19 protein-coding genes are annotated in these 15,308 nt (G+C 41.9%); 9 read left to right on the forward strand and 10 right to left on the reverse strand.

The features are described from left to right. Positions 1 to 41 precede the first annotated feature (41 nt). Positions 42 to 1,859, forward strand: a complete 1,818-nt coding sequence (locus tag H6550_15675; protein MCB9047573.1) for a tetratricopeptide repeat protein — start codon at positions 42 to 44, stop codon at positions 1,857 to 1,859. Here the strand turns inward: H6550_15675 and H6550_15680 are convergent. From H6550_15680 to ybeY, 6 genes are read right to left on the reverse strand one after another with little or no spacing between them, the layout of a single operon-like run. Then, entirely contained in the window at positions 1,856 to 2,422 is a 567-nt protein-coding gene (locus H6550_15680) for an aminodeoxychorismate/anthranilate synthase component II (GenBank protein MCB9047574.1), read from the reverse strand. The genes H6550_15675 and H6550_15680 overlap by 4 nt on opposite strands. Then, the gene (locus H6550_15685) at positions 2,403 to 2,960 is read right to left on the reverse strand and encodes a CvpA family protein (protein MCB9047575.1); all 558 of its coding nucleotides are present in this window, start codon (positions 2,958 to 2,960) and stop codon (positions 2,403 to 2,405) included. The genes H6550_15680 and H6550_15685 overlap by 20 nt, the downstream gene beginning before the upstream one ends. Before the next feature lie 12 nt (positions 2,961 to 2,972). Further along, positions 2,973 to 3,419 carry a GatB/YqeY domain-containing protein gene (locus H6550_15690; protein MCB9047576.1) on the reverse strand — a complete coding sequence of 149 codons (447 nt, stop codon included), beginning with the start codon at positions 3,417 to 3,419 and terminating at the stop codon, positions 2,973 to 2,975. 56 nt (positions 3,420 to 3,475) lie between these two features. Further along, a complete protein-coding gene (gldC, locus tag H6550_15695; GenBank protein MCB9047577.1) occupies positions 3,476 to 3,832 on the reverse strand; it encodes a gliding motility protein GldC in 357 nt (118 codons plus the stop codon). Between the two features lie 50 nt (positions 3,833 to 3,882). Further along, entirely contained in the window at positions 3,883 to 4,605 is a 723-nt protein-coding gene (locus H6550_15700) for an RluA family pseudouridine synthase (protein ID MCB9047578.1), read from the reverse strand. 4 nt (positions 4,606 to 4,609) lie between these two features. Further along, positions 4,610 to 5,038, reverse strand: a complete 429-nt coding sequence (ybeY, locus tag H6550_15705; protein ID MCB9047579.1) for an rRNA maturation RNase YbeY — start codon at positions 5,036 to 5,038, stop codon at positions 4,610 to 4,612. A gap of 94 nt (positions 5,039 to 5,132) precedes the next feature. Between ybeY and H6550_15710 the strand changes: the two genes are divergently transcribed. Beyond that, positions 5,133 to 5,354: a ferrous iron transport protein A gene (locus tag H6550_15710; GenBank protein MCB9047580.1), complete on the forward strand. Its 222-nt coding sequence runs from the start codon at positions 5,133 to 5,135 to the stop codon at positions 5,352 to 5,354. A gap of 103 nt (positions 5,355 to 5,457) precedes the next feature. Then, positions 5,458 to 6,027 (forward strand): nicotinate-nucleotide adenylyltransferase, encoded by a 570-nt coding sequence (locus H6550_15715; GenBank protein ID MCB9047581.1) that lies wholly within the window; start codon positions 5,458 to 5,460, stop codon positions 6,025 to 6,027. Positions 6,028 to 6,035: 8 nt separating this feature from the next. On the opposite strand, the gene H6550_15720 is transcribed toward H6550_15715, so the two are convergent. Beyond that, complete coding sequence (locus H6550_15720) at positions 6,036 to 7,061, reverse strand: AI-2E family transporter (protein ID MCB9047582.1); 1,026 nt, start codon at positions 7,059 to 7,061, stop codon at positions 6,036 to 6,038. Between the two features lie 144 nt (positions 7,062 to 7,205). Here H6550_15720 and H6550_15725 point away from each other — a divergent pair, with 144 nt between their 5' ends. Genes H6550_15725 through H6550_15735 form a run of 3 tightly spaced genes read left to right on the forward strand, consistent with a single transcriptional unit; the run spans position 7,206 to position 8,166 of the window. Then, positions 7,206 to 7,421 (forward strand): YtxH domain-containing protein, encoded by a 216-nt coding sequence (locus tag H6550_15725; GenBank protein MCB9047583.1) that lies wholly within the window; start codon positions 7,206 to 7,208, stop codon positions 7,419 to 7,421. A 20-nt stretch (positions 7,422 to 7,441) separates the two neighbouring features. Then, on the forward strand, positions 7,442 to 7,798 hold the full coding sequence (locus H6550_15730; protein ID MCB9047584.1) for a hypothetical protein: 357 nt from the start codon (positions 7,442 to 7,444) through the stop codon (positions 7,796 to 7,798). After that, complete coding sequence (locus tag H6550_15735; protein MCB9047585.1) at positions 7,795 to 8,166, forward strand: hypothetical protein; 372 nt, start codon at positions 7,795 to 7,797, stop codon at positions 8,164 to 8,166. The genes H6550_15730 and H6550_15735 overlap by 4 nt, the downstream gene beginning before the upstream one ends. On the opposite strand, the gene H6550_15740 is transcribed toward H6550_15735, so the two are convergent. The 3 genes from H6550_15740 to H6550_15750 all read right to left on the reverse strand — a co-directional run bounded on the left by H6550_15740 (position 8,163) and on the right by H6550_15750 (position 11,175). Beyond that, positions 8,163 to 8,987 carry a universal stress protein gene (locus tag H6550_15740; GenBank protein ID MCB9047586.1) on the reverse strand — a complete coding sequence of 275 codons (825 nt, stop codon included), beginning with the start codon at positions 8,985 to 8,987 and terminating at the stop codon, positions 8,163 to 8,165. The genes H6550_15735 and H6550_15740 overlap by 4 nt on opposite strands. 78 nt (positions 8,988 to 9,065) lie before the next feature. After that, on the reverse strand, positions 9,066 to 9,809 hold the full coding sequence (locus tag H6550_15745; GenBank protein MCB9047587.1) for a sugar transferase: 744 nt from the start codon (positions 9,807 to 9,809) through the stop codon (positions 9,066 to 9,068). A gap of 112 nt (positions 9,810 to 9,921) precedes the next feature. Next, positions 9,922 to 11,175 (reverse strand): O-antigen ligase family protein, encoded by a 1,254-nt coding sequence (locus H6550_15750; GenBank protein MCB9047588.1) that lies wholly within the window; start codon positions 11,173 to 11,175, stop codon positions 9,922 to 9,924. Between the two features lie 111 nt (positions 11,176 to 11,286). On the opposite strand from H6550_15750, the gene H6550_15755 reads away from it, so the two are divergent. From H6550_15755 to H6550_15765, 3 genes are read left to right on the forward strand one after another with little or no spacing between them, the layout of a single operon-like run. Continuing rightward, on the forward strand, positions 11,287 to 12,708 hold the full coding sequence (locus H6550_15755) for an oligosaccharide flippase family protein (protein MCB9047589.1): 1,422 nt from the start codon (positions 11,287 to 11,289) through the stop codon (positions 12,706 to 12,708). A 55-nt stretch (positions 12,709 to 12,763) separates the two neighbouring features. Next, positions 12,764 to 14,365 carry a hypothetical protein gene (locus H6550_15760; protein MCB9047590.1) on the forward strand — a complete coding sequence of 534 codons (1,602 nt, stop codon included), beginning with the start codon at positions 12,764 to 12,766 and terminating at the stop codon, positions 14,363 to 14,365. Further along, positions 14,352 to 15,308 carry a glycosyltransferase gene (locus H6550_15765; GenBank protein MCB9047591.1) on the forward strand — a complete coding sequence of 319 codons (957 nt, stop codon included), beginning with the start codon at positions 14,352 to 14,354 and terminating at the stop codon, positions 15,306 to 15,308. Before H6550_15760 ends, H6550_15765 begins: the two co-directional genes overlap by 14 nt.

The raw sequence follows: 15,308 nt of genomic DNA on the forward strand, positions 1-15,308 counted from the left end.
TCAGCAAAGAACATCGCATTACATGGTTACACATAGCTATTATGGCAATAGCTGTAGTATTGGCGTATAGTAAAATATTCAATGCGGGGTTCATGTCGTGGGATGATATTGACTATGTTTTTCATACGCCTGACATCTCCTCATTTACAGCAGAGCATCTCAAAAATATGTGGTCGGAGTATTACATAGGTAACTACCAGCCACTGCCAATGATGAGCTATGCTCTTGATTACTTAATAGTTGGTGACAAACCATTTATCTACCACCTCACCAATATAGTTTGGCATATAGCTGATGTGATATTGCTGTATGCCTGTATCAAAAAAATGGGTGGTAACGCTTACATAGCCCTGTTTGCAGCATTACTATTTGCAGTGCATCCCGTACAGACGGAAAGCGTATCGTGGATAGCCGCACGGAATAAGGTGATGAACGGTTTCTTCTTCCTGCTGGCAATGTACATATATATAGACTACCTGCTTACCCACAAGAATAAGAGGCTTATTTGGGTGTACATTTTCGGCCTGTTGGCCTACCTGAGCAAACTGACGGCTGTAACATTGCCATTTGCATTGCTGGCTGTAGATATATGGATGGCACGGCCGCTGAACGGTAAAAAAATATGGCTGGAAAAATTACCACTGGTATTGCTGGCTATACCTATCGGTATTATCAACCTACAGGCGCAAGACCAGGTATCTTTCCTGAACCTGCACCCTGAATTTAACTTCGGGCATACCATTGTTTTCGCAGGCTATGCATACGTACAGTATATCATCAACCTGCTGGTACCTGTGCGATTATCTGTTCTTTACCCCTACCCTACGGCTATCGGACCAGTACACATCCTGTACACAATATTGGCAATAGCTATAGTGGCAACCGGAGTAATAGCTTACAGAAAAAAGTGGTTTACATTGGCCGGAGGTATTTTATTCTACACGGTCAATATTGCTATAGTACTGCAATTTGTACAGTTTGGTGAAGTACTGATGGCAGACCGTTATTTGTACCTGGCGGGTATTGGTGTATGGTATCCTATGGCATTTTTCGGATACCAATATTTCAACAAAAACAAAGAAAAAACAACAAAGGCAGGCCTTGCTGTTATTGCAGCCATGTGCCTTATATATGGCGGTGCTACTTTTATGCGGAATGATATCTGGCTGTCAGAACTTAACTTCTGGCAATCTGTAACTGATAAATTCCCTGAATCGTCTGTAGCGCAAAGCAGCCTGGGTGGCGTATATATGAATAAAGGCGAGAACACTACGGCGATGAGCTATATTGAAGAGGCTATCAAACTGGACGAAAACAACTACAAAGCATGGTACAACAAAGGTGTGCTGATGCTGCGCAAAGGCGATGCACAGGAAGCATTATATGCCCTGAACAGGGCCATTCGTCTGAATGAATATTCAAAAGCATTATTCACACGGGCACTACTTTACCAGCAAACAGGCAACTATAACAAAGCCCTACCAGATATTGAAAAAGTATTGGCCACCGAACCCCAAAATGCCCGTGCCTACTACATATACGGGGATTGCATAGAACAACAAGGGAACCTTGATAAAGCGTTACAGGCATACAATTCGGCTATACAGTATGACCCGAACGACCCTCTTTTTTACCTGCGCAGGGGATTGGTACAGGCAAAAACAGGACGCAACCAGGAGGCAATAAGCGATATGAGTAGCGCCATACAGATAGACAATAAATATGCTGAAGCATGGTATTGGCGGGGTATGATAAAACACCGGTCAGGCATGATGCCCTGCGACGACCTGAACAAAGCACGCAATCTTGGTCTTGATGCAGCCACAGAAGCTCTGACCGAGATATGTAATACCCACTAGTACATCTCTGCCCAGTTCTTAAGCATCTGTAGTCCGTGATTGGTACCAATACTTTCGGGGTGAAACTGGATGCCGACACAAGGATATTGTTCGTGCGCTACAGCCATTATGATATTGTCATCAGTTGAGGTAGCTAATACCTGAAGACCCGTACCCTCTAAGTTGTCAATAGCCAGCGAATGATAACGCATTACCGTACAGGGCGATTGTATGTTGCCGAAAAAAGGATGACCGATGTGAGCAACTTCACTTGTTTTACCATGCATCGGGTATGGGATATGTATCAGTTCTGCCCCGAAAAACATACCCAATGCCTGATGCCCAAGGCAGACCCCCAGTATGGGTATCTTATCATGGAAGTATTGTATCGCATCCAGCGTAATGCCTGCCTGCAAAGGTGTTTCAGGGCCCGGTGAGATAATAAGTCGTTCCGGGTTGAGTGCTGCCATTTCTTCAACCGTCAGCTCATCGTTGCGATACACCTTACAATCATTACCCGTCTGCAACAGGTAGTGATGTAATATATAAGTGAATGAATCGTAGTTATCCAGCAGTACCCACATGTTGCGGAATGTATTCGTTTACATTATCAAAGAAATGTTCCAGGTCGGAGAAAACATCTTTAGCCATTGGCCAGAGGTAACCCACCTTTGCCGCTACCCATGGCGCCAGCGGCTGAATGTATTCATAGGTTTTTGATTCGGCTATCATTTCGGGCGTTACTATCTTCATTTCCGTACCCAGCCAGAGCAAAGCACTCCATGCCATAGTAACGATGAAAGCATAGAACATTCCCCCCAAGCCTTTATTGACCCAGCCCAGCATTACCGCCTGCATGGCCGACTCGATAGCTTTTGCTATGAGCCGGACGCCCCATACTACCCCAACAAAAAGTATGATATAACTAATGAGCTGTGCCCAGCCCGACGTGACATAACCTTTTTCAAAAAGCCATGTGGCCAATACCTCAGACAATTTGAGCGAAACAATAATGCCCAGTACAATTGCCAGCACAGAAAAAGCGGCTACAATGATACCTTTCATGTAGCCGCGAATAAAAAAAATGATGATCAATGATATGGCAATGATATCTAACAGCATCAGCCTGTAAGATTATGCCAGCAAGCGCTTCACCGTTTCTGAAATGGTTTTGCCGTCAGCTTTTCCTGCCAGTTGTTTTGATGCAACACCCATTACCTTTCCCATATCAGCAGGACTTGCGGCACCAACCTGGGCAATGATAGCTTTCAATTCCGTTTCCAGTTCTTCGGCAGAGAAAGGTTTTGGCAGAAAACGTTCCAGTATTGCCAGCTCTTCCTCTTCCTTGGCTGCCAGGTCGGCACGGTTCTGCTGCGTGAATATGTCTAATGAGTCACGGCGCTGCTTGGCCATTTTCTGCAGCATTTTCATTTCGTCCGCCTCGGTTATCTCGCTTCCGCTACCCGATGTTTTTTCCAATAATATAGCTGATTTGATAGCACGCAGTGTACGCAATTCAGCCTCATTCTTAGCTTTCATAGCAGCTTTCATTTCTGCCATTACTTTTTCTTCCAGCGTCATAGTTCTATGTATTTATTCAGTATTATTACTTACTAAGGTAAAAAATATTACCGGGCTTAGTTGTTGCCCTTCTCCTGTTGCTCCAGTGCATCCGACGCTTTTTTCAAAAAGTCCTTCGCAAATGCCTTTATCTCATCCGCCAGCTGTTTGTTTTGTGTAGCACGGGCAAAAGTATCGGCCATGCCATAGAAAGTCTGGTAGAAAAAGTCGTTCATTTCATCCACCATCATTTTCTTGGTCCACAGGTCTATACGCAACGCTGACTTTTCCTGCCCATCCCAAAGGCCCAGCAATATAGCTTTTGCTTCCTGTAACCCGTCAATACCACCATCAGGGGCATTCCAGTCAATACGCTCAGGCATCTTGTCCTCGTCCAGCTCTACCTGGATATTGATATTTGATTTTCTACTCATTGTAAAAGTTGTTCAGAAATTTTAGAAGTGCAAAAGTAACTAATCGTACGTTAAACGGGTTTGGCCCATTTATTCAGCTGGTTGACACAGGCAGCTATATCTTTAGGTAACGGGGCTTCTGCCACTATCTCTTTACCTGCGGCATTGGTAAATACCAGCTTTGAAGCATGCAGCGCCAGCCTGCTCATCAGCGGTTTCTCTTCACCATCTTTACCAGCGTTGTACTTCTTCTTTATTGCCGATAGATAAAACGGCTTGCCGTCACCATATAATTCATCGCATGCTATGGGATGCCCTATGCTCTGCATATGTACCCGTATCTGGTGTGTACGGCCGGTAAATATCCTGAACTGCACCAAAGAATACAGCGGCCACTGCTCGATAGCCGTATAATCGGTACGAGAAGGTTTACCTTTTTTTGTCGTAACCATCTTCCCCTTCTTTGTAGGATGTTCCATAATGGCAGCTTCAATAGTACCGCTTTCGGGTATCAACCTGCCACCCACAAGGCCCAAATAGTACTTTTCAACTTTATGCTCCTGGAATATAGCCGACATATATTTATGCGTCTCTTCATTTTTTGCAAAGCAAATTACGCCACTGGTGCCCCTGTCCAGCCTGTGCACTACGTACATATGGTGTCCATATTTCGTTTCCAGTATACGGTTGAGCGATGGCAGGTCATTATCGAACCTGTCGGGTATTACCAGTACGCCTGCCGGCTTGTTGACGATCACCAGGTCGTCATCTTCGTAAATTATTTCGATCTTCATTTGTTCAGTTAAAGTATTCAGCCAGGCATTTATCCTCCATATCTCTCATCTTCTTCTTATCAGCGGCTGATTTGTCTTTGAAACCACAAAGGTGCAGCGCACCGTGAAATATCACCCTATGCAATTCATCATTATAAGTAACACCAAACTTAAGTGCATTTTCAGATATACGGTCTGTACTTATGTATATCTCCCCGGCCAATGCTTCACCCTCGCCCGTCAGGTCGAATGTGATGATATCCGTATAAGTATCGTGATCCAGGAATTGCTTATTCATAGCCAGCAGGTAATCGTCAGCGCAAAATATATAAGTCAGGCTGACCTTACCTTTCCCTTTCCTGTATTGGCGAACGAGCTTGTCAAGAAAAGCTGACAGCTTCCGTTTGTCTTTCAACCCGGACTTTACATCATGTTCATGAAAACTTGCCGACATTTGCGTAATTTTATGCAAATGTCGGTAAAGTTTTTTACCCATACCTTTGCAATCCTGCAAGCACAGACAAATGGACGCAATAGAAAAAAAAGCCATTAGGCTATCGGAGCTGAAAAAAGGGCAGAAAGCCCTGATAGAGCACCACGAGGAGAGTGATTTTCAACTGACCCTGATGGAAATGGGCTGCGTGCCCGGCCAGCCTGTATGGATAGAGATGGTAGCCCCTATGGGCGACCCGATAGCTATACAAATAGCGGGCTACTACCTGAGCATACGCAAAAGCGACGCCCAAAGCATATGGGTGACACTGGTATAAGCAGCCCTCCCAGATCCCAGATATAGTATAACAGCCTACACTGCTCACTATTTAACTATTAACTAATCAACCATTTAACTAATTAAAAGCTACTTTTGCCCATATGCACATCGGATTGTATTTCGGCAGTTTTAACCCGATACACATCGGCCATATGATAGTGGCCAACCACATTGTAGAGCACTCTGAGATAGACAAACTCTGGTTCGTGGTGTCGCCACACAACCCACTGAAAGATTCAAATTCGTTACTGAATGAATATGACAGGCTGCACTTAGTGAACCTGGCCATAGAAGATAATACTAAGTTCAGGGCCAGCAATATTGAGTTCAGCCTGGCCAAACCTTCTTATACAATAGATACCCTCACCTACCTGACAGAAAAGTTTCCGCTTGAGCGATTTTCAGTGATTATGGGCTCTGACAGTTTTCAGAACATACACCGATGGAAGAACTATGAGCACCTGGTAAAAAACTACTCCATTATTATCTATATGCGCCCGGGGTTTGAAATAACTGAAACACATGGCGCCAACCTGACCATCATGCACGCCCCGCTGTTAGACATTTCATCTACCTACATTCGCAACCAGGTGAAAGAAAAGAAATCTATCCGCTACCTGGTACCTGAAAAGGTTTTCGAATATATTGAGGGTAGCAACTACTTTAAATAACCAGCCATTTAGTTGTCTGCTGTGGGTTCGGTAGCAAATTCTACCCTGTATATCTTAATCAACAGCAAGAGGTAAGAAACGAGTAACGGGCCAAATATAAAGCCCATAAAGCCAAACATAGGCACGCCAACTATTATACCTATTGTAGTAACTATCGGGTGTACATCGCCCAGCTTTTTCAATATCGTAAAACGGAGTACATTATCTATTCCACCAGTAATAATAAAGGAGTATATGGCTAAGCCTATAGCGGCAGTGGTATGCCCCGTACTACCCAGGTAAGCACATACAGGTACCCAGACAATTGCACATCCTACGACAGGTACTATTGAAAATACGCCTGTGAGCATGCCCAATAAAACATACGAATCAACACCGAATATTTTATAGCCAAGCACCGCAACAAGCCCCTGACTTGCAGCCAGAACAGGAATACCTATCGCATTGGCATATACTACCAACCTGGTTGAGTTCCATATATCATCTACATTTGATGACTTGAGCGGCAGAAAGCCTTGTATGGCCTGTTCCATTTCACGCCCCTGTACCAACATAAAATACAGGAAGAAAAAAGCCAGCACCGTATTAGTAAGCACATTGGCAGTAGCACCTAAAACAGCCGGCACTTCAGACGATATGCGCTCCACCAGCTTTCCTATCTGTGTAGCATCCATAGTAAAAGGCATTCCTGCATCCTTCAGCTCATCAGATAGCGATTGTAATACCTCCTGCAATTGGCTTGTTTGCCCCAGCAGCGTATTCAGCTTTGGTACTACCGCCTGAAAAATAAAGAACACCGGTATCACAAATAATACAACCGAGCCTACAATGAATAAAGTAGCAGCCAACCATTTTTTCCAACCACGCTTTTCTGTAAGCTCAATATAATAATGCCGCATAAGGATATACATAGTTGTGGCGGCCAGCACACCCGGCAGAAACTCGGTGAATTGGTTGAAGATGCCCAGGCCAACTATCACTATCAGGCTGAGCAGCCCTATCTGTTTTAAATTATCCGTGTCTAATAACCTCATTTGTAACCGTACAATTGTAATGAAAAGTTATAATAGCAAATTAATAGTAAACAATGACAAAGATTACCTGTTATACTACTAAAATACTTTAATTTTAAGGTACTCGATATTTATTTTAATTAACAGAACAAAAAATTCGTAACTATGGCAAACACAGGAAGGACAGTAGCAACATTATTGATAGGCGCAGCAGTTGGTGCTGCAGTAGGTTATATTATTGCTACCGATGATAAAAAGCGTAAAGAAGATTTTGACAAATTGAAGAACCAGGTAAATGACTGGACCGAAAAGCTGAAACACAAGGCTGACGATTTCAAAAAGAAAACTGAAGACCTGGAAGCTGATATATTTCACGGCTAAAAAGTCTTTGAGGCTATAATATGATAGGCAAACTAGTAGACAAGGTAACAGGGTACCTTGAGCATCATCTTGACGTGCTGAAACTCAATGCGATAGAACGAGTTGCTATCGTTATGGGGTTTTGCATGTTCCTGATGGTTAGTATGATGGCCGCTACAGCGATCATTATTTTTGCAGGTATAGGACTGGGCATATATATCGGAGAGCTGATAGGCAATCTGTCTGGAGGATACTTTATAGTAACAGGCACATATCTTCTTTTAGTAAGCCTTATCGTAGTTTTCAAAGGCAGGCTTCTGAAATGGTTTGCCGGAATATTCGTAGGCCTGCTGACCAGTAATGACGATGATCTTGACGAAACAAAAGAAGAATCATGATCAAGCTATATCATAAAAAGCTGAACAGCCTGGAAGAGCTGAGACAGGAAAAAGCAAAAGTGAAACATGAAGCCAACACTGCTTTCACTAACATCCTTGACGGCAAAAACAGTACCGATGGTTCAGCCGAAAGTACGGTACCCGACATGATACAAGCAGGGCTTGACGTGCTGACCTCAAAAGGTATAACTGACAAGCTCTTTGCCCTGGTATTACCCGCCCTCAGGCTGGCCGGCAGAAAAATAGAAAAAGACATCCTTAAGTCACTGGCAAAAGAATTTGTGGTAGGCTATGCCAAATGGAAAGCCATAGAGCTGGGCACCAAAGCCATTCTCTCATTCTTTGACAAAGAACACAAAGATGACTAAGCCTTTTCGTGCAAGGCCACTATCGGGATATGCGCATGTCGTACAATAGCTTTGGTCTGGCTTTTATGAAACAAGCTCTCGAAGAAGCTATGTTTATGCGGTACTACTACCAGCCAATCTACCTCTTCATTATTAATAAATGACCTTATCCCCTCTTCCACATCCTCATTATCTATATGATGAAACTCCGGGCTTGCCGCATGCAGCGATTCTTCTAATACTTCATATTCATACGGTGTGTCAGGATCAAAATGCCTGTTCTCGTGATCTACACTCAGTACATGCAATTGCCCTCCTGATTTCACCACAAGGTTTACCAGGTCTTCTGCAGGCAGGCTATTCTCCAGGTTTTTAAAATCACATGCAAAAGCTATTTTACCTACGTTCTTATACCGGTAACCCTCTGGTACAGCAATTACAGGGCATTGCAGATTCCTCAAAGTGCTTAATAAATTGCTGCCCAGCCAAAAACCACTATCATTTGCGCTGCTGTTGCCCACTACTACCAGCCATGCATTGTTGTGCGGAATGATCTCTTTCAGATTATCAGTAATATCACCATAGTGAATATGCCCCGATACATCCAACCCTGGGTATTGCTCTTCCATGGAAGCTACCAGTTTATCCATCTCTGCTTTAGCTGTGGATTTACTCTCTTCCATAGATATTACAGGCATTGGATTTTCCTGGAATGTAACCGGGATAACATAAGAATGGGTTACCAATACAGGCACGCCGAAGTTTTTAGCCATGCTACATGCGTAATGCACAGCATTTGTGGCTACATCAGAAAAGTCTGTCGCAACGATAATTGTTGACATAATGAATGAATTTCAACCGAAAATTACGGAAAATTCGACAGCCTTATACCTATTAAAACAAAGATAACCGGGAAAGTATTACTTCTTCTTAGAGAAAACTGAGTCTATTGCTTTGATAACCACCATACCAAAGGTGTTGATCAGTATCCTGATATCCATAGACACGCTGCGGTGTTTCAGGTAATATATATCCCACTGGATACGCTTGCGCAACTCACGCTCAACGTTTATCTCACCTATGAAACCTTTTATCTGGGCCATACCTGTCATTCCGGGTATTGCTTCGTGTCGCAGGTTGTAGTAAGGAATAAACTGTGAATAATGGCGTGTATGGTATAACATGTGCGGGCGCGGGCCTATGATAGACATATCGCCCAGCAGCACGTTAAAGAACTGTGCTGTTTCATCGAGGTGCGATGCACGCAGGAATTTACCTACTGTGGTAATACGCTTATCATTAGTAGTTGCCTGTTTAGTATCTGCATCACTATTCACATACATAGTACGGAATTTGAAACAATCGAACTCTATGCCTTTATAACCAGTACGTTTCTGAATAAAGAAAACAGGGCCTTTTGAAGTCAATTTGATAGCAAGAGCAATTAGAGGATACAGCCATGACATAACTAACAGGATAAATGTCATAGAAATTAAAATATCCATTACACGCTTCACCGCTGCGTAATACGGCGAAGGCTGATAAACCATATACCTATGGTTTATCTCACGAAACATCTCGCGGATCTCAGTGATCTCCGACTGCTTGGTCGTAGTGCGAGCTGGTTGTGTAAGTGGCAATTTAATTACAAAGGGTTGTTCCATTTAGCTTTCTTCCTGATTTTATTCTTAGTATGCACATAATGCATAGCAAAAACCGTGTCAGAAATTCGTTTCAGGTGCAAATTTGGTAAAAAAAATCACAAAAACATAATATTTATTTTATTATCATCTTTTTATCTCTGTAATATAGATTCCAGAATATTGATGAAATAAATATGTAAAAAATTATCCCAGCTTGCGTTTGCAGGACGGCTTCCTGCATCATAAACAATATAGAACTGATATGAAATACCAGAAATGGTTGATATGGTGATAATTTATGTATATAAACCACTGGTAAAAAGGCGATAAACAGCATTAATATAAGTCCGGGCAAGCCTATCATGACCAGCGTCTGCACAAACATATTGTGAAGGTTCGCATTATAAAAGCCAGGACGGAGGTTAGTATCCTTATTTTCAATGTCTTTTACATGATATTCTCTCATCTTTTGTGTTAGTACCGCATGAACATCCCCATTACCTACACCCGATAACCATGCATTATTATCACGAACACTTTCCACCCCCAGTCGCCAAAGGAATATTCGCAAAGTAGCATTGTTGAACTGATTCACATCAATATTTGTATAATCTGACAACCATGCAGACTGGTCATCTTTGCTGAACAGGTCATCGAAACGGTTTTTAATAGGATTGCTGGTAGTAAACACAAAGTATGCTGCTACTGAACCCAAAACAACAGTAGATAATATGAGAATGATTCCTGTTTTTTTCTTTTTGACTGCCTTTTTCAGGAAATAAGGAATGATAAAGACCAGGAATAACAGCAGAAACATCCTTGCTGAAAGCAATACAAAAAAGATAAAAAGAAATATGGTTAGCGCTATTCGAATATTTTTTCTCTTACCCTGAAAAAAATACTGCCATGGCATGAACATAAGCAGAGAAATGGAAAAAAACGTATACCAGGCTGTATATACAGCATTCGGATCCACATTCCTGACCAGGAAATGATAGAAAAACGCATCATTATATGCCTCGTAATACCATACCTGGGTAGCATCTATAAGAGATATCACACCTGTAAAAGCCACCCCAGATATAAGAAATACGAATATCTGCTCCAGTGTTTTGCGACTAATATCTGTAATACCGGCACCTACCACAAGGGGTATGATCACATAGCTCAATTTCGAATTCAGGTCAAAGAGTGATTCCCCTTTGTCATGGCTGTAGAAGTAGCTTATTACCAGAAGTCCATATAAAATAAACCAGGGCCACAATGCTTTTTGCTGAGATAACCTGCGGAACGTTTGTGAAAAATTGACCTGTACGATCCACAGTAATGCTACTACAGCAAGACATACGGATGTAAAAATGAATTTGGTAGGGATAGAAAAAGCCAATATGCACAATGCTTGATGAAGAAGTATTCTTAATTTCGCAGATTCATACATATTGGCAAAATTAGCTGAATTAAACATTACTTTTATTACCTCAATATCAATAATCTATAAATGAATAAAAACCTCCTGAAACTTTTCTTCTCTTCGGGTGTACAAGCTATTTCCGTTCAGGTGCTGGGGGTTGCATTCTTTGTCATACTGTCATTGGTGATGCCCAAAGAGGATTTTGGCATTATCAACTGGGCCAATGCGGTAGCTGTCACGCTTACGATAGTCGTCAGCTTCGGCATGGACCAGGTAGTTTTGAGGAGAATATCCGCGTCTCAAACCTCTGACTGGACCGCTGTAGCATTTTTCTTTCATTCTGTTGTTGGCTCCATGGTCATTTTCCTTGTATTGTGGATGGCTTCGGGCATATTTACGAATGTAAGCAATGCAGGATTCTATTTTTTGCCCTGGTTTTTTATTGCACAGGCCATCATTGCTATTGCCAATCCTTTTAAGCAGTACCTGAATGCCAAACATAATTTTGCTCCTTACGCTATCATTGCCATAGTTGCCAATATATTGAAACTGGTACTCGCCTGGCTGGTCATTCGCAACAACCTACTTACTGTTCGTTCAGTATACCTGGTATTGATATTCTGCGCTTCCCTCGAATTTGTCGCACTCATCATATATGTACGATACAAAAAACTAAGTTTCAAGTTCAGGTTCAGTGCCTATATTAAACTAATAAAAGAGTCGTTTCACCAATATGTCGCTACCTTGTTCGATTCCAGCCTGTCCCGTATCGACTGGATACTTATAGGTATCATCAGCACCAATACCATGACAGCAGAATATTCTTTTGCATACCGGGCTTATGAAATGGCCAGGCTGCCACTCAGCATTCTCGGCCCGATAATACTGAGTGTATTCGCTAAACTACTGGCAAACAATAAGACATTAGATGACTCAAAAAGCAAGGATATAAAAGACCTGTTTACAGTTGAGATATTCTTCGCAATGCTTTTGCCCCTTATCCTGAATATTGTATGGTCGCCATTGTTAGATTACTTTTTCGACGGAAAATACGGGTCTGTCAACCACACACAATTCCTGATATTGTCTGTATGCATTCCATTCCAGTTCTTTATCAATATGTTGTGGAGCCTGGGATTTTCCAGCAAATACTACAAACCTATCAGTATTATCATTGGGTCAACATCGGTTTTGAACCTGGCACTTAATATTTTTGCCATACCTTTCTGGGGAGCAGAAGGTGCAGCTGTTGCTTACCTGGTCACTACAATAGTTCAGTTGGTAGGGTATTATGTATTGGTGAGCAAACGAATAACACGTTTCTCGTACATGCCCTTTATCAAACTCCTGGTGATTACCGGTGGTGTATATGCAACATGTACTTATTTTATCCCTAATGTTGCCATCAGGTTAATATGTGCGGTGTGCTTATATGTTCTTGTTGCGTTTGTATCGAAAACAGTAACAAAAAAGGAAATTGACAAGACTCTGGCATTGGTGAAAAAGTAAATAATATTTTATTTCATTAAAAAAAACAACTAGCAACAGCACAGCTTTAGCATACATGAGCAGGGCAGATAAAATATATAGCAAGATCGATTACAGCCTGTTATTCTTTATAATAGGCGTCACTTATGTGAAGTTATATATCAAGGTCGCTGCGATATTATTTTTTGCCACCTATTTACTATATAAAAAATACAAACCTGCCAGGCTGACCTCATTGCACAGGTTTTACCTGCTGATGCCCGTAACGGGAACTATTGGCTCGCTGATACATGGTTCATTCAGCCAGCAAGGGTATTGGTTTGGGTGGAGCTTTGGTATCATGTACTGGATACTTGGAGCAGCAACGGCATATATGTTATATATAGCTGTACTGAATACACATATCGAGATACTCCACAAAACACTCAAAGCGTTCTTTGCACTTAATTTCATTGCCAGCATAGTGGAGTTATTATATCTTATTAAGCTTTCAGGACATCCGGTACCCTACTGGTACTGGGACGCATCTGAGTATTTCGGTAGTTCAACCGGCGATCATATTTACGGGATTTTCGGCAACGTATCTGTTACAAATGCCATGATCAGTACATTAGGGGCCTTCTATTTCCTGTACAGGCGCGACCTGAAATGGGCTGTGATGTGCATCATAACTATGCTGTTGTGTACCAGCAACCTGACCATTGCACTTTTCCTTGCTTTATCTGTTTGTGTTTTCATACTGGTAGGTCAAAAGAAAGTCAGGCTTAATATCTTAGCCCTGTTACTTACCACACTCGTCATATACCCTATCCTGTCACCGCAGAACGTACGGTATGTAGATACAGTATATGTGCACGAGACCACACAAGGGCCCACACAGATAGTAATTGCCGACAAACTGAAAATAAAATCGTGGGTAGCAGAAAGTGACAAAAATGAGCTGGAACAAGCTTTCAGTAAATTAAACGCATCGATAACCAGTAAGATCAATTATTACAGGCTACCGCTCAATGACAACAAGGTGTATAACCATATTGACGAATTAAAATATATAGACCTGTTTGGCAAACTGGAAAATAAAGATGCTAATGTGGCTGAGCTTGACACCAACGCTCTGAAAAATTTGATAACAGATTGGTACGGCATACCCTACAGCAGTACTCCACTTACTACCTATAAAAAACCGGCAAAACTTTTTTCCAATATCCAGACACTCTTTTTTCTTTTTAACGATCCTGTAATGAACTTTTTCGGGGCAGGAGTCGGCAATTTTTCGTCGAAGCAGGCATTAAAAATGCTGGGGTTGGATATACAAGGCAGTTATCCTGCTAAATACACTTATGTCAGCGAAGATTTCATTCGCTATCACCTGTATACATTTTTTTATGTATTCTCATTGCCTATATCAGAACACTCCATTATCAATATGATCAACAGTGTGTACAACCAGGTGGGCGGAGAGTATGGCATTGCAGGTATCTTGTTATTCGTACTGATGTATCTTGGATTTTTCTGGAAGAACCGGAAAAAGATCACTGCTTTAGGATTTACAATACTACCCCTCACATTGTTATTTTTCAATTTTGACTATTGGTTTGAGATGTTGTCCCTGACTGTATTTCTTGAGCTATTTATGTTTATAGATATTTATAAAAAGGTTGGCAATGAGCAGCAATAGCCTGACGGTACTATTACCTACATATAATGCGGGACCCTATATAAAGGAAGCAGTTGACAGCATCCTGGCACAGACGTATACAGATTTTGAGTTCCTGATCATTGATGATGGCTCAACAGACGAAACTGCCGAAATATTAAAATCATATTCAGACCCGCGTATCACAGTTGTCAGCCAGCAAAACAAAGGGCTGATAACTACACTGAACGAAGGTATACTTGCAAGCAAAGGAGATATTATTGCCCGTATGGATGCGGACGATGTGTGCCTGCCTGACAGGCTTGCTTTACAGATGGATTTCCTGGATAAAAACCCTGATTATGTGCTGGTAGGCGCAGAAGCTGATATTATGGACAAAGATGGGAATTACCTGATGCCGCTTATTCCCATTGCCCATACCTACGAAGAGATACAGGCCAAAATAGACGAGAAAGTACCGTTCATACATCCTTGTGTTACTTTCAGGAAAGATGCGGTGATAAAAGCAGGGTTATACCCTAAGAATGCCCTTGATTTTGAGGACCATTTACTCTGGAAGAAATTACTGGCGGTTGGCAAAGTATGCAACCTGCGTGACAGGGTTCTGAAAGTACGTTTCAACCCGGAATCTGTAACGATAGATGAAAGATGGAGAGGTAAAGTTTTTATTGACATCAGGAGACGTTCAATACACAATGGCTATGTAAGTAACGAAGATGCTGCAACCCTGAAAAAAATGATGGCTGAGCAGAACTTCAAAGAGTACAGGCAGGCTTCCTATTATGCTATGATAGCCAAAAAGCATCTGTGGAATAACCCCAATAGCAAGCTGGCAAGAAAAAACCTCGCAGAATCCATAAAACACTATCCAAAAAATATGGTATCGTACCTGTTATATGCATTCTCTTACCTGCCAGGCGGGTTGAGGAAATACATATATAATCTTTTGAAAAAGCCATATTGA

The sequence above is a fragment of the Chitinophagales bacterium genome, assembly GCA_020636495.1.
Lineage (GTDB): Bacteria > Bacteroidota > Bacteroidia > Chitinophagales > Chitinophagaceae > UBA5543.